Here is a 15,489-nt window from a genome sequence, read left to right on the forward strand (position 1 = left end):
CTACTTGATCCGGTGAAAGGGCCCATTTTTGACGATAGGCGTGTAAAAGGCTGCGTAACTTCTTCATATCAGGTCCTTTAACGTTGTTGATTTTTTGAAGGCTTCAAACGCGGCTGGCGTGTCGATGTCATTGAAAAACCCCGATTGTGTCATGGGGTGATGTTGGGCCAGTTCAGGATGGGTGCGGGTGAATTTCCCACAACCAGGATTGGCCTGATCTAGCAGCAACCTCTTCCGCATCGCGGCAGGAACAATGATTGGATTGCCCCGTGTGGAACCTTGGTAAGGGATGGAAATCTTCTGAACATCCCCCGCCAAATGCGCCGCCATCAATGCGCGCAAATCCCCATCGGTTAGGTCTGGCTGATCTCCAAGGCCGATTAGATAATGCTGCGCGCCGCGTGCTTCACAAAGCCCTGCGCGAACTGAAAACGGTTGCCCTGCCTCGAAATTTTCGTTGTGCACAATTTGCACATCCAACCCGCGCAGCGCAGCTTCAATCCGTTCGCTTTCATATCCCGTCACAACCCAAACCCGTTCATCCACAACGGACAGGTAGGTTTCAACGACGTGGCGGATCATCGGTTTGCCGTGGATCGACAACAGTAGCTTGTTGCGATCTCCCATGCGCCGCGACAGACCTGCGGCCAAAATTATCGCGCCAAAACTACCCATTTTGGGCGAGCCTCGCCAAAAGATCACGTTTGACCTGTGTCAGCTCCGCAAGTATCGCCAGCGCGATTTCGGCAGGGGTGACAGCACCAATGTCCAGCCCAGCGGGCGCACGAACAGTGGCGATTTGTGCGGGGTCGGCACCTGCCGCGATCAGCTTTTCAGACAGGCTCGTGAACTTTTTAGTGCTCCCAACAAAGGCGATGTACTCGGCAAGGTCCGCCAGCCCTGTTTTTAATGCAGCAAGATCACCCTGCCCCTGCGTCGCGATAACAAGATAGCGCGCAGAACTGGGTGTGCGTGGGGGCAATGGGGCATCCGCACTTACTGTGGTGGCGCCCCAACCAAACTGCGGAGCAAGCTCGATCAGTTTTTTTGCCACTGGGGATTCCCCAAAGACCAGCAAGTCAGGTTTCGGGAGATGAGGTTCGATAAAGATGTCGATGGTCCCCTTGGACGGGCATCCGTTGCGTGCAAATCGGACGCCATCAACGTCATCGCCTGCACGCACGCCTTTTTCCGCCAGCTCTTCTTGCGGGGCGACCGAGATAAATTGGGGTTGGCCCGTTGCATAGGCCCGCAAGGTCGCGTCCTTGATCGCCCCGCGGACACAGCCGCCACCGAGCCACCCTTCAAGAATTGTTCCGTCTTCGCGCATCAACGCCTTAGCGCCAGGTTTGGCTGAGGTGGTTCCAGTGGTGCGCACAATCGTGGCGATGGCAAAGCATTTTTCGCCCTCGTTCAATCCGTGTTCCATGATCTGTTTTGGTGTCATAGCCGCACCATTTCGCTCTCAAGCGCCGCAAGGTCGCCCAGCGTATTGGCCGCGCGAAACAGATCCAGATGCGGCAAGGCATTAGCCATCGCGCGTGCTGTCGGTTCATAGCCGTCCCAACCTTTGAGAGGGTTAAGCCAAATGATCTTGCAGCCACGTTTTTTCAAACGGGCAAGCGCGTCAGAAATCAGCTCAGGCGATGCGGTGTCATAGCCGTCCGACAGGATCATAACGACCGTTCGATTATCAACAAATCGACGGCCATAGGTGTTTGCAAATGTTTCAAGACTGTCCGCAATCTTTGATCCACCAGCAAAGCCTTCGGCCAGCAAAGACAACCGCGCCAACGCGCGCAGTGCATCTTTGTCACGCAGGGCCTCGGTAATCCGCACAAGCCTCGTATGAAAAAGATAGGCATCCGCCCGAGTATCGGCGCGCATGAGGCCTGCAAGGAACGCGAGAAAAATGCGTGAATAGACGGTCATCGACCCTGACACATCGCAGATCGCCGTGATCCGCATCGTGCGGTCGGGTCGTTGGCGTTTGGGCAGCGTAAAAGGTTCGCCACCTGTCGCAAGGCATTGCCGCATGACTTTGCGAAAGTGGATTTGATCCCCCTTGCGCGCGTCTTTGCGACGACGTGATCGCCTATCCCTTAACGCGGCCCCAAGGCGCTGCGCGATCTTTTCCGCTTCGGCAATGTCTTCGGGGTGAACAAGATCGCGCAAGTCTTTCTTGAGCAGGTTGGTGACATCCGTTGCAACTAATTTGCCTTCCCCGTCGCTTTCCGCTTCGCCATTGCCACCGTCAGGCGCGCTGATGTCACCCGTGCCGCTGCTGGCCTCTTCGCTGGCTTCACGACTGGATTTTACGTTTTCGCTTTGGCTTGGCGTCGCTGTTGCGGTCACGCGGGTTTTGACACGTCCGCCGTTCATCCAAAAGCTGTCGAACAACCCGTCGAACTGGGCGGCTTCTTCGGCGCAGCCCGTAAACACAGATTTCAGTGCGCGGCGTGCATCATGGGGGTTTGCTGCGTTGATATGGGTCAAGGCGTCCAGCGCTGCGCCCGTTTCGCCCACGCCAAGCCGCAAGCCGTGGTCACGCAGATGCGCAACAAATCCAGCCATTCGGGCGGCAGGGCCCGGATCACGGGCGGCAAATTTGGTCACGAGGCTCATGCGGCTTTGCCCGCCAAGCGTTGCGCGATTTCTGTGGAAATTGCGTCGCGGTCTATCTGCGTTTTTAACAGGGTCGTCAGCGTTGCCTGTAAAATTGCCGGATCGCTCGTCAGATCGGCCACGCCAAGGCCCATCAAAGCAGCGGCAAAATCCAGCATCTCGGCAATGCCAGGTTTCTTTTCCAGCTCTTGTTTGCGCAGGGCCTGAACAAACCCGACAATCTGCGCGCACAGACGATCGGTGATGTCAGGATTACGCGCAATCAAGATCGCCAGCTCGGTCTCGTGATCGGGATAGGGCACGTGAGCATACAGACAACGACGGCGCAGTGCATCGCTTAGATCGCGTGTGCCGTTGGCCGTCAGGATAACCATCGGCCGCGTCGTTGCGGTGATGGTGCCCATTTCGGGAACGGTCACCTGAAATTCTGACAGGATTTCCAGCAGGTATGCCTCGAACTCTTCATCAGCGCGGTCAATCTCGTCGATCAGCAGAACCGGTGCTTTGTCTTGGCGGATCGCCTTGAGCAGCGGACGTTCCAGCAGGAATTCATCCGAGAATATCCGCGCCTCAACGGATTTACCCGTCTCGCCATCTTCAGATGCCGCGCGGATTGCCAGTAACTGACGCTGATAATTCCATTCGTAAATTGCCTGAGCAGCATCCAGACCTTCGTAGCACTGCAAACGGATCAGCTGCGTGTCCTCAACCGCCGCCAGCACCCGCGCAACTTCGGTTTTGCCGACCCCTGCAGCGCCCTCCAGCAGCAAAGGACGGCCCAGCGACAGCGCCAAATGCAGCGCCATCGCCAGATCCCCAGAGGCAATATATCCCTGATCGGCCATGGCCGTTTGTAACGTATTCCAAGTCATCATTGTCCTCCCAGACGATGCGGGCCGCAAAGCGCAGCCCGCATCATTATCTTAGTCGTGCATGCCCAGATCGTTGGCAGTCTGCCAAATGCGCCAGTGGTCATGCGGCATATTGGTGTGGGTGTTGCCAAACGGGCGGAAGGCATCCTGCACCGCATTCGAGAAGCAAGGCACGCCGCCCACATGCGGGCTTTCGCCGACACCTTTTGCGCCAATCGGGTGGTGCGGGCTGGGCGTCACGGTATAGTCGGTTTCATAGTTTGGCACTTCCCAAGCAGTCGGCAGGAAGAAGTCCATCAATGTCCCCGTCTTGACGTTACCCAAATCGTCATAGGCAATCTCTTGGCCCAAAGCGACGGCAAGCGCCTCGGTCAGACCGCCATGGATTTGCCCCTCAATCACCATCGGGTTAATCCGCGTCCCGCAATCATCCAGCGCATAGAAGCGGCGGATTTCCGGCACACCCGTATCAACGTCGATGTCCATGACGCAAATATACGCGCCAAAGGGATAGGTCATGTTGGGGGGATCATAATAGCTAACCGCTTCCAGACCGGGTTCGAGCCCTGGGATGGCCTGATTATAGGCAGCATAGGCGACTTCTTTCATCGTCTTGAACTGCTCAGGCGATCCTTTGACAACAAAGCGGTCCACGTCGAATTCCACGTCATTGTCGTGAACCTCTAGCAGATAGGCCGCGATCATCTGTGCCTTGGCGCGGATCTTCCGCCCCGCCATCGCCGCCGCAGCACCCGCAACCGGAGTCGAACGCGACCCATAGGTGCCCAAACCGTAAGGCGCCGTATCTGTGTCGCCTTCTTCAATTGTGATGCTCTCAGCGGATAGGCCGATCTCGGTTGCGAGGATCTGCGCAAAGGTCGTTGCGTGGCCCTGACCTTGGCTGATCGTCCCCAGCCGCGCCACAGCCGACCCTGTAGGGTGGATGCGGATTTCGCAGCTGTCAAACATGCCCATTCCAAGAATATCACAATTCTTGACCGGACCCGCGCCAACGATCTCGGTGAAGAAGGACAAACCAATGCCCATCACCTTACGCGTCTTGCCTGCCTTAAAGTCCTCTACCCGCTGGGCTTGTTCGGCACGCAGACCTTTGTAATCGACGGCCTCCAGTGCTTTGTCCCATGCGGTTTGATAGTCGCCTGAATCGTATTCCCACCCCAGCGCAGCCTGATACGGGAACTGCTCTTTCTTGATAAAGTTGATCGAGCGTAGCTCAGCCGGATCCATATTCAGCTTGATCGCAAGAACTTCGATCATGCGTTCAATGAAATACACCGCCTCGGTTACGCGGAAGGAACACCGGTAGGAAACACCGCCTGGCGCCTTGTTGGTGTAGACACCGTCCACCCCCAGATAGGCGACAGGGATGTCATAAGACCCCGTACAAATGTTCATGAAACCAGCTGGGAATTTCGTCGGATCCGCGCAGGCATCAAATGCACCGTGGTCAGCTGTCACATGGCAATGCAGGCCGGTGATCTTACCTTCCTTGGTGGCGCTGATCTGACCCTTCATCCAATAGTCGCGGGCAAAGGCCGTCGACATCAGGTTTTCCATCCGGTCCTCGACCCACTTCACAGGCACGCCTGTGACAATGGAGGCCACGATTGAGCAGACATAGCCGGGATAAACACCCACTTTGTTGCCAAACCCGCCGCCAATATCGGGAGAGATGACGCGGATGTTGTGTTCTTCTATGCCAGACAAAAGCGAGGCAACGGTGCGCACAACATGTGGTGCCTGAAACGTGCCCCATAGGGTCAGCTTGCCGTTGACCTTGTCCATGGAAGCGACGGAACCGCAGGTTTCAAGCGGACAGGGATGGGTGCGGTGGTAATACATCTCTTCGGTAGCGACGACTTCAGCGTCGCCGATCACCTGCTCGGTTGCTTCTTTTTCGCCTGCTTCCCAAGTGAAAATATGGTTCGGGTGGTTGCGTGGACCATGCGCGCCATTTGGAACCGATCCATCTTCGGCCACCATGTCTTCGCGCAGAACAACATCCGATTTCAAAGCCTCGAACGGGTCTACAACCACCTCAAGCTCTTCGTAGTCGACCTCAACCAATTCAACCGCATCTGCTGCAACATAGCGATCAGACGCCACAACAAAGGCGACCTCCTGACCTTGGAACAGCACTTTGCCGTCGGCCAGAACCATCTGTTTGTCACCCGCCAATGTTGGCATCCAGTGCAGGCCCAGCGGCTCTAGATCTTTGGCGGTCAGAACCGCAGTCACACCCGGCAGCGCCATCGCAGCATCGATGTTGATCGATTTGATCCGCGCATGCGCATAGGGCGAGCGCACGAAATCACCGTGCAACATGCCAGGCAGTTTGACGTCATCGACGTAGTTGCCCTTACCTTGGGTGAAACGGGCGTCCTCAACGCGCTTGCGTGAACACCCCATCCCTTTAAGATTGGCAACCCGTTCTTCGCGTGTCATTTCGTCCTTCATTGTGCCGCCTCCTTGGCTGCGTTCAGCTCAGACGCGGCTGAGAGAATGGATTTCACGATGTTCTGGTAGCCCGTGCAGCGGCAGATATTCCCTGCAATGCCAAACCGGACCTCTTCTTCGGTCGGGTTCGGGTTCTCTTCCAGCAACTTGGCCGCGCGGGTGATCATACCCGGCGTACAGAAACCACATTGCAGGCCGTGGTGCTCTTTGAAGTTCTCTTGCAGGACGTGCAGCGCATCTGGGCTACCGAGCCCTTCAATCGTGGTGACCTCTGCGCCGTCGGCCTGAGCCACAAAAACTGTGCAGGATTTAACAGATTTACCGTTCATCGTAACCGTGCAAGCCCCACAATGGGAGGTTTCACAGCCCACATGCGGACCCGTCAGGTTGAGCTTTTCGCGCAATGCGTAGATCAGCAATTCGCGTGGCTCAGCGAGGAATTCGTGATCTTCGCCGTTGACGTTGAGTTTAACGTGCATCTTTTTTGACATGTGTTTTCTCCCTTACGCCCGTGACCAAGCGCGCGTGATGGCGCGGCCAAGAACGATGCCAGCAGCGTGGCGTTTGAATGCGACGGGGCCGCGGTTGTCCTCGGTTGGGTCGATGTCGTCGAGCATCGCAGCGATGGCAGATTTAACCGCCCCTTCATCACAATCCGTCCCAACCAACGCATCGGCCGCCGCTTCGGACCAGACGGGCGTATCGCTTAGGTTTGTCATCGCAATCGAGGCTTGGGAAACCTTGCCGTCTTCTTTGATGATCTGCACCGCAGCAGCCGCAGTGGCGTAATCTCCGATTTTGCGTTTTTGCTTCTCATAGGCGTATCCGCCTTTTGGCGCATCAAAGCTCACTGCGGTCAGGATTTCTTCATCTTCACGATCGGTCATAAAAGCCGCTTCGTAAAAGTCGCGCGCTTGAACTGTGCGCTCGCCATCGGGACCAATAAGGTGGAGCTGCGCATTTAGGCATTGCATCAGACCCGGCATATCGTTGGCCGGATCACCGTTTGCGACATTGCCACCAACGGTTCCCATGTAGCGGACCTGCGGATCAGCGATTTGGCGCGCTGCTTCGGTCATGATGGGGGCCGCTTTTTCAATTTCAGCCGAGTTGATAAGTTCATGCTGCGTCACCATCGCGCCGATCTTGATGGTTCCGTCTGAAATGGTGATGCCATTTAGGCTGTCGATCGCTTGTAGATCGATCAGATGCGGCACATCGGCCATACGTAATTTCATCATGGGGATCAGGCTGTGCCCCCCCGCAATCACGCGCGCATCGTCGCCATGTTCTTCAAGTATGGCAATTACGCCTGCTATGTCTGTGGGCCTGTAGTACTCAAACTCCGCTGGTATCATTGCTTCACCTCCCGTTTCCGCAATCAAGTGTCAGGAGGACAGACTGTACGCAGCGGTATGCCAGCGCTTGCGTTAATCAACGAAATGATCGGGATTTTTCACGAAATGCGCCCACGGCTGCACGAAATGCGAAAGGCTAAAGGCCAAGTACGTCGCGGACACCAGTGAGGTGCGAGCGGCTGACTGGGACGGGCGGCAGATGCTGCGCAGCAAAGCGGCACAGGCCTGTGTCTTTCAGACGTTCAAAGTTATTTACTTGCGTAGGGTTCACCAAATAGCTGCGGTGGGTCCTGATAAAGCCAGTGGCTTCTAGCCGCGTCATCGCTTCGCTAATGGACCACCCGCAAAAGTACTTTCCGTCTTTGGTAAATACGTTCGTGTAATGCCCCTCGGCTTGAACAAAAGCGACCTCTTCGGGGGGTATCAATTTCGTAACGCCATTTTGGTCGCACGGAATTCGGATGGTGGTTGGCGGCAGATTGGAAATAATCTGGCTCGCCTGTGGGACGGGGCCGGATGCAGGGGCTGGCTCCGCCTGAGAAACAAGGGCGGCGCCCCCAAATGGGGGCTGTGTTGCCTTAACCGCCGTTGGCGCCAAGAACGTAACCCCCATCCAAAGGAACGCACCAAAGATGACAAAGCTTGAAAGAATAACGCCCATCGCAAGGGTTTCATTGCTCATTACGGGGCCAAATTGTTGCAGCGTTGGAACGGCAACAAAATTCGTGCCAGCCATCGCCGCGAAATGAACCGCGCTGACGGCAACCCCAAAGCACAGCGTTCCCAATAAGATGTTGCGATTGGTCCGTTGGCCATAAGCAATCCAGAACGCGGCAATACACAGACCCACGGCGGACACGACAGCCAAAAGAATCCCAAGGGGCGTATAAACAGCGCGGCATAATTGAAGGCCCGCCATCCCGATATAATGCATCGCCAGTATGCCACATCCAACCAATGCACCCGCTGCCGACAAGGTGAAAGGCGTCCGTTCGCGAAAGTGAAGAAGCAGCAAAGCCGTTCCCACAATGAGGATAGCCAGCAAAGCAGACGCGAGCGTAATCGCGGCATCATAGTAAAATAGAACCGGCATTTGTATCCCAAGCATTGCAACGAAATGCATCGACCAAATACCACCGCCTAAAGCGATAGCTGACATTGCAATCGACACTTTGCGACGCAAAACGCTTTGCTTGGAAAGGTCCTTGGACAACGTCAAACCAGTGAAGCCCGCGATAATGGCAACTACGATCGATGCAATGACAAGTGCAGCGTTATGGTTAACGTCTAGAAATTCCATGCCGCTTGCATGCACCAAAATTTGCAAAAATCAAACCAATAAGATTGATCGCCAACTCAATCCTACACCTCCAACCAAGTTTCCCAGACACCGCCTACAGTTATTTTGCCCGTCTATCTGAGTGCGCTTGCGACCCGACGAGACGCACCAAATTGGCTGTGTGGCATGCTGGGTTTCTCCGATGCGCCTTGTGCGAATAATGCTGGTGCGCCGTCGCAAAAATCTTGCAAACCTTGGTTTTGGAAACGCTCGTTTTCAAAAACAGAGAATGGAACAGCCGCAGCGAATTCACCCATTTGTAAACATTGCAGACCTTGAACCGGACATCCCGGAAGGTCCGGTTTTGGTGAGTGCTGCGTGACTCCGCCACTTAATAATATTCAGAGCTCGCCAGCCATCGAGTAAAAGGGGCGAGCCATTCCATACCTCGTTTAAGAGGGAATTTATCAACAAAAAGTAAAAGGCGGATCCTGAGGATCCGCCTTCATCGGGGCGCATCGCGATGAGTTCGGTGTACGTGCCATGTGTCGGGTGCTGCGGGTGCATTTCAGCGGCTTCTACGCTTGGGCAAAGAATCCGTTAAGCCACCCTGCGCAGGAGTATGCGCGCCAGACCGTACTGATCCGGCAGGCCTGAGCCGACAGCGGCAAGGTTTATGGCTACCGGAAACTGACGGATGATCTGCGCGACCGGCGCGAACGCATCGCGGATCAGGCGGCGCACATACCCAACGCGCGACCACGCAAGACAGGACGCATTCGACGACATCGAGATGTTCTACAACCCGAAACGCAAGCACTCGAACAACGGCATGCTGTCGCCCGCTGACTTCGAAGAAAGACAGCTCAAACTGGAAAAGGCAGGCGTCTAGGAAACTAACGGGACCGTTTGCGAGGCCGTCCATTGGCGCTCGGGGGCGGTATGGGCGGCGAGCTTCGGCTTTCCGGTTGTCGCCGCTCTGAAGGTTTCGTTGCCCAACGTGTCGAGATACCCGCGCACAGCGCGGGGTTCATCTTTGGGATCTATCTCGCGGGCTGCCCAATCTTCAAGGAGCCACTTTCTGCGCTAGAAACACATTGCTTTTCAAAAGTATCCGCCCATAGCCGGCTTTCATTCCTATCGTCAATTTGGAGCAATTTGGAGTGAAGCCTTCCGGAAGAACGCAAAATAGAAAACCGGTGCTGCAATCAAGGTTAAGATCGATGCAAAAGCGAGCCCCCCCATAATTGTGACGGCCATCGATTGAAAGAAGGCATCCCAAATCAACGGTATCATCCCCAAGATCGTTGTTGCAGCCGCCAAAATGACTGGCCGCAGACGTGATGTTGAGGCGGTTACGATCGCTTCCTTGAGGCTCTCTTGCGGATTTTCACGGCGCACAATGTCGATTTCTTCGACCAAAACGATCCCGTTCTTGATCAACATACCCGACAGCGAAAGCAGGCCAAGCAAAGCGGTAAACGTGAAAGGTAGGCCCGTCCCTACCAGAGCAAGACTGACACCGTTCACCGACATCGGCACAAGCAACCAGATGATCAATGGTTGGCGCAAAGCATTGAACAAAAGGATCGAGATCAGCACCATGATGATCATACTGAGAGGAAGTTGACCGGCAAGGCTGGCTTGTGCCTCACGTGAGCTTTCATATTCGCCACCCCATTCCATTTGATAGCCCAAGGGCAGAGGCATCGCGTCCATTGCTTCTTGAACTTCTGCCTGTACCTCTGCAGCGGTGCGATCCGGTGAAATATCTGCGCCCACCGTGATGGTGAGTTTCCGGTCCCTTCGCAGCACAAGGGTATTTTGTGCGTCAAAGACAAAACCATCAATGACTTGTTCAAATGAAACAAAGGTTTGACCGGTATCGGTGTAGATTACATGGTCTGTCAAAGCCAAGTTTGCATCTTTCTCGGCACGCATGACAATTGGGATTTGGCGATCGCCTTCGCGATAAACGCCCGCTGTGACGCCCTCTGTCGCAAAAAGCATTGTCTCCGCAATATCCTCTCGGGAAATGCCCGCCTGCTGTGCGCGATCCGTTGCATAGATAGGGCGCAAGACCTGTTCCATTTCGCGCCAATCAGTCCGAGGCGCAATGATGTGGGAAGATGCTTCTGTCAATCTGATGATTGCAGCCTCAGATAGCTCTCGTAATACCGACGGATCGGGGCCAGAGAAACGCACCTGAATAGGGTCACCACCGCCTGGGCCAAAGGACAGACGCTTTGCGCGGAATTCACCTTGTGGCAAGTTTTCAAAGGAAAACTGCGTCATTTCTGAGATCAGGGGGGCAATTTCGTTGATCGTGTCTGTTCGAACAATGATATGCCCATAACTCGGGTTAGGATCTTCGGCTTGATAGGTCAGCATAAACCGCGACGCACCTTGTCCAGCATAGGACGTAAATGCGACGACATCTTCCTGTTCGGACAGCCAACCTTCCATGATGCCTAGGTCGCGCGACACTTCGTGGATCGAAGCGCCTTGCGCGAGCTTATAATGCACAAAGAAGAGCGGCGTGTTGCTATCAGGGAAGAACTGTTGCTTCACCTGTCCAAACAGAGCGAAACAAGCGACGGTCACTGCAAGCAGTGCGGGGATGATCAGCCACCACAGTTTTAGGCAAAACCGCAGCAATCCCTTGTATGCACGAAAGAGGAACCCTCCATAGGCGTCGGTGCCGCCCTCTTGACCTTGCTTGAAAAAGTAATGGCCCAACAGAGGCGTCACTGTTAGCGCAAGCCCCCATGACAAGCCAAGCGAGATCGCGATAACCGCAAAAAGAGAGAACAGGAACTCACCCGTCGCGTCAGGGCTAAGTCCAATCCCCGCGAAAGCCATGATTCCAATGACCGTCGCGCCTAGCAGGGGAATTTGCGTCTTGCTCGCCGTGTCCTCGGCGGCTTCCCGTGATGTCTTTCCGCGTGCCATCGAAATCTGCATGCCTTCAGCCACAACAATGGCATTATCCACCAACATACCCATCGCGATGATCAGCGCACCAAGCGAGATACGTTCCATTTCGATCGAGAAGATCCCCATGAACAACAAGGTGCCAACGACCGTCAGCAACAATGTTGTGCCAACAACGACTGCTGCCCTTGGCCCCATAAAGAGCGCGAGAACCGCGACCACGATTCCGACAGACAACGCCAAATTTACCAAGAACGAACCTGACGCTTCTTCCACAATAACGTGCTGTTGGTAGATCGGTGTCAGTTCGATCCCCAATGGAATTTGCGGCGCAAGTTCTAAAAGTTTGGCATCAGTACGTTCCCCGACCGTGACGATGTTTTCACTGGCAAGTCCTGCCACACCCATGGTGAAGGCCTCAACTCCGTCATGGCGAATGATCAAATTTGGGTTCTGTTCGCGCGCTCGGGTGACGGTTGAAAAATCGAATAGGTTCAGGATCTCGCCCCCGACCCCAACAGTCAGACCCGCAATATCCTGCACGCTATCGTTGCCTTCTGGCCCCTGAAGCAGGACACGCCCATCGGTCGACTGAAACGACCCTGCATCGGATACAGGATTGGCGTTTGCGATTGCGGCCTGTATCGCTGCGGGGGGGACGTTTTGGTTTACGGTTAGGCTCAAGTTAGGCTCGACATAAACGACTTCGTTTGGAACGCCAGATAGGCTGACATCAGCAACACCATCCACTGAAAGCAGCTCGCGGCGCAGAAATGTTGAAAGTCCATAGATTTCAGCATCCGAAAACCCAGGTGCCGTGACCGCATAATAGATGCCGTAGACATCGCCAAACCCATCATTCACAAATGGGACGGACGTGCCGCTCGGCAAATTGGCATTGCCCACTCGATTGCGGAGCTTGGTCCAGATTTCAGGCAATTCTGTGCCGTCATACTGATCCTTCATGTCAACGGTGATCCATGACAGCCCCGGTTGGTTCATCGAGCGCACTTCTTTAACTTCGCCCATTTTCTGAATTTCAGATTCAAGCGGCTCTGAAACTTCCCGCGCGACCTGTTCTGCATCCGCGCCGGGGTATTGTGTGACGATTACAGCTGTCTTGATCGTAAATGCGGGGTCCTCTAACCGCCCCAAAGATAAGAATGCCCAGATCCCACCAAGCAAACAGCCCAGCATGATCAACCACGTAATGATAGGACGTTCGATAGAACCGCGTGCGATATTCATGATACGTTCCTTAGTTCGCGAAACCAGTGAACCGGCGCACTTGGTCGCCGTCAGACAAGAGGTTCGCACCACTTGCGACAAACTCTATTCCGTCTTCCAAGCCTGACGTGACGATCACCTCGCCATGGTTACCAGGTGTGATTTCCACAGGCACGGCACTCACCGTGCCGGTATCATCACCAGTGGATGTGAAAATCATCACTTCAGTTGTGCCGTTTGGCGCATTAACGACGGCTGAATGTGGGATGATCTTCTCTGGTTCCAGATCATTTTGTGTCGCAAAGACTGTGACAGAAGATCCTGGGAGCACGACCAAACCTTCAGGCGGGGTCATTCCAAGCGTAATTTGAAATGTTTGACCTACTTCAGAGGTTTCTGCGTTGAACTCTCTAACTTGTAGCGGGAACATTTCGTCGCTTGCAGGAAATTTTGCAGAAAGTGTGATATTCGGGTTTTTACCTGCTTGCTGAAACAGCACTTCTGGTACGTCTATTTCAATCCGTAAATCCGACATATCGTGAAGGCGCACGACGGGTGTCCCAGCGTTTATCGTGGTGAAATTCGCAACATTGCGAGACGCAATCAAAGCCTCAAATGGTGCCGTAAGCTGCGCATTGCGCAATGCGCGCTCGGCATCGCGGACGGCAAGTTCTGACAGTTCCAATTGGGTTTCAGCGTCGTCCACGCTGACCTTACTGACCGTACCCCCTTGAAGCTTCTTTAGGCGTTCGAACGTCCGTCTTGACTGCGTTCTTTGTACCTGCGCCTGATCCAAGGCCAGCTCAAACGGTTCAAGGTCTAGAACCGCGATCACGTCGCCAGCAGCGATCGTCTCACCCTCGGTGATTGGCAGCGAAACAATCTGGCCACCAACCTGGAAGGCAATATCTACGGTTTCTTTGGCGACGACATGGCCAAAGAACTGTCGTTCGGCCTCCGGAACGCTAGAAGAAACTGTCATGGTTTTGACAAGCCTTGGCACTGTGTCTTGTGCATCGGATACCGATGCGACCACCAAAAGGGATAGAGCAATTGTGATTTGGCCAAAGATACGCATGGGCATTTCAATTTCCTGTTTTGTGAATGAGCTTTATTCTGGTGGATGATTGGATCGGTCTAATTTGACCATTTCGTAGAGAAGGGGTGAGTAGAGCCGTCATAGTCATGCCACCACACTTGCATTCACCAAGAACTGACTCATCGTTTGCGCATCCGGAGTACACCCGGCATCAATCCATTCCAAAAGCACAGCGACGAGAGCGCCCGCGTGGAGCGGCGCAACAAAGCGTTGAAGCTCTGGTGTGGCGGCGTCAAATCGGTTGTGAGGGGCCATTTCATGTAGTTTCTTGATTTGGTCATGAAAGTTTGTCAGCGCATTTGGCCCAGCTTCACCGCGAAGGATCGTACGCGCGATAAGCGGTTCGGCCGCAACGCGTTCGAACGCAAAACGGTGTATCGCAAGCCTCCAATCTTCGTTGTCTTCCAAACTTTTCTTTACGATTGAAAGCTGTTCTTCCTTACTTTTCTGGAAACGCACATCCAACATGTCACCAATACTTTTGAAGTGTCGATAGAAAGTCTGGCGTCCAATTCCGGCCTGTCGCGAAAGATCACTTACAGTGATCTCGAAGAATGGCTTTTCAGTCAAAAGATCACCCAAAGCATCAAAAAGGGCCGCTTGCGTTTTCTCAATACGTAGATCTGTCAACATTACCCCCAAAAAGCGTTTGCAGGAGTGAATATATGGAACAAGTGATCCATAAGGTCAAGCTGGCAAAAATTGACCGTGAGCACTTTCGACCAGCGCTTTGTTGAGGAACATCAAAAAGCTAAAATCATTCGGTTCGCGGTTTGGACTATTCCCTTGCTCTCTAGATGCCAGGCAACCGATCTTACTCAAGGGACAAGGGGTCGTTCTTGATGATGTGCAAACTTAAGGAAGCTAACATTCAAACAGGTCTTTTGCCGAATAGCTACTAATAGACAGGATAATGTCCGCGTTGAGGTTGGCTCGACACGATAGCGCATCCGCAGCGAAAATCCGCTTCCCTCCCCTTGTGCCAAACCGTCGCTTGCAGCCCGAAGCCGACGTTGACCTAAAGAGCCGAAGCCGCATCGCAGCGTCACCGAAGCTGACATTCATGGATGGCGCAGTATTTTTAGAGATCAGGCGTCCGCTATGCGGACGAAGCCGACGTTTGCTGCGTTTGCGCCAAGGGCCGCTTTCAGAAAACAAGGCCAAGCGGATCCAAAAACCTGCAAATCTGACATGCACAAGATATCGGAATGTTTAGCGCGTGCGGATTAGGCCGCTTTGCAATACTGCTCAATCAAGCCATTTAACTCAACGGCTGTAATAGGCTTAGCTATAAATCCATCCATGCCATGTTTACTCACCACCGATTTATCGTGATAATGCGCATCGGCGGTTACGGCAATGATTGCAACATTGCGCGGCGGATCATTGGGATTCTGTCTAATCAGTTTGGTCGCGTCTACGCCCGACAGCTTTGGCATGTGAATGTCCATTAAGACCAAGCCATATGCGCCCGGATTTTTGTCGAGCTGGTCGCAACCTTCTTGGCCATTCGCTGCTATTTCGACATCAATACCCAACGTATCAATGATTTCCTTCATCATAAAGCGAGTGAAGTAGTCATCCTCAACCAGTAAGATTTTTTTTGTTGTTGTCATT

Annotated in this window: 12 protein-coding genes and 2 pseudogenes; 2 read left to right on the forward strand and 12 right to left on the reverse strand. The window is 54.0% G+C overall.

The genetic code is table 11. The features are described from left to right. Positions 1–63 precede the first annotated feature (63 nt). The 8 genes from Z948_RS0105360 to Z948_RS0105395 form a co-directional block, all read right to left on the reverse strand. Positions 64–675: a nucleotidyltransferase family protein gene (locus Z948_RS0105360; RefSeq protein WP_025058542.1), complete on the reverse strand. Its 612-nt coding sequence runs from the start codon at positions 673–675 to the stop codon at positions 64–66. Then, a complete protein-coding gene (locus Z948_RS0105365) occupies positions 668–1,447 on the reverse strand; it encodes an XdhC family protein (RefSeq protein WP_025058543.1) in 780 nt (259 codons plus the stop codon). The genes Z948_RS0105360 and Z948_RS0105365 overlap by 8 nt, the downstream gene beginning before the upstream one ends. Beyond that, complete coding sequence (locus tag Z948_RS0105370; protein ID WP_025058544.1) at positions 1,444–2,625, reverse strand: vWA domain-containing protein; 1,182 nt, start codon at positions 2,623–2,625, stop codon at positions 1,444–1,446. Before Z948_RS0105370 ends, Z948_RS0105365 begins: the two co-directional genes overlap by 4 nt. Then, positions 2,622–3,497: an AAA family ATPase gene (locus Z948_RS0105375; protein ID WP_025058545.1), complete on the reverse strand. Its 876-nt coding sequence runs from the start codon at positions 3,495–3,497 to the stop codon at positions 2,622–2,624. The genes Z948_RS0105370 and Z948_RS0105375 overlap by 4 nt, the downstream gene beginning before the upstream one ends. 51 nt (positions 3,498–3,548) lie before the next feature. Continuing rightward, the gene (locus Z948_RS0105380) at positions 3,549–5,975 is read right to left on the reverse strand and encodes an aerobic carbon-monoxide dehydrogenase large subunit (protein WP_025058546.1); all 2,427 of its coding nucleotides are present in this window, start codon (positions 5,973–5,975) and stop codon (positions 3,549–3,551) included. Then, the gene (locus tag Z948_RS0105385; RefSeq protein WP_025058547.1) at positions 5,972–6,466 is read right to left on the reverse strand and encodes a (2Fe-2S)-binding protein; all 495 of its coding nucleotides are present in this window, start codon (positions 6,464–6,466) and stop codon (positions 5,972–5,974) included. Before Z948_RS0105385 ends, Z948_RS0105380 begins: the two co-directional genes overlap by 4 nt. A gap of 12 nt (positions 6,467–6,478) precedes the next feature. After that, positions 6,479–7,333, reverse strand: coding sequence for an FAD binding domain-containing protein (locus Z948_RS0105390; protein ID WP_025058548.1), 855 nt, complete (start codon positions 7,331–7,333; stop codon positions 6,479–6,481). A gap of 136 nt (positions 7,334–7,469) precedes the next feature. Further along, positions 7,470–8,633: an MHYT domain-containing protein gene (locus Z948_RS0105395; protein ID WP_025058549.1), complete on the reverse strand. Its 1,164-nt coding sequence runs from the start codon at positions 8,631–8,633 to the stop codon at positions 7,470–7,472. Positions 8,634–9,113: 480 nt separating this feature from the next. On the opposite strand from Z948_RS0105395, the pseudogene Z948_RS19315 reads away from it, so the two are divergent. Next, positions 9,114–9,332: pseudogene (locus Z948_RS19315) on the forward strand (IS3 family transposase); the annotation flags it as partial. Between the two features lie 7 nt (positions 9,333–9,339). Next, positions 9,340–9,504 (forward strand): annotated as a pseudogene (locus Z948_RS19320) (IS3 family transposase); the annotation flags it as partial. 251 nt (positions 9,505–9,755) lie between these two features. Here Z948_RS19320 and Z948_RS0105410 read toward each other — a convergent pair. The 4 genes from Z948_RS0105410 to Z948_RS0105430 all read right to left on the reverse strand — a co-directional run bounded on the left by Z948_RS0105410 (position 9,756) and on the right by Z948_RS0105430 (position 15,488). Further along, entirely contained in the window at positions 9,756–12,794 is a 3,039-nt protein-coding gene (locus tag Z948_RS0105410) for an efflux RND transporter permease subunit (RefSeq protein ID WP_025058552.1), read from the reverse strand. A 10-nt stretch (positions 12,795–12,804) separates the two neighbouring features. Next, positions 12,805–13,857 (reverse strand): efflux RND transporter periplasmic adaptor subunit, encoded by a 1,053-nt coding sequence (locus tag Z948_RS0105415; protein ID WP_245604554.1) that lies wholly within the window; start codon positions 13,855–13,857, stop codon positions 12,805–12,807. 99 nt (positions 13,858–13,956) lie between these two features. Next, on the reverse strand, positions 13,957–14,505 hold the full coding sequence (locus Z948_RS18390) for a TetR/AcrR family transcriptional regulator (protein ID WP_025058554.1): 549 nt from the start codon (positions 14,503–14,505) through the stop codon (positions 13,957–13,959). A gap of 593 nt (positions 14,506–15,098) precedes the next feature. Next, entirely contained in the window at positions 15,099–15,488 is a 390-nt protein-coding gene (locus Z948_RS0105430; RefSeq protein WP_025058555.1) for a response regulator, read from the reverse strand. Between the last annotated feature and the right edge of the window lies 1 nt (position 15,489).

It is taken from the genome of Sulfitobacter donghicola DSW-25 = KCTC 12864 = JCM 14565 (assembly GCF_000622405.1).
Lineage (GTDB): Bacteria > Pseudomonadota > Alphaproteobacteria > Rhodobacterales > Rhodobacteraceae > Sulfitobacter > Sulfitobacter donghicola.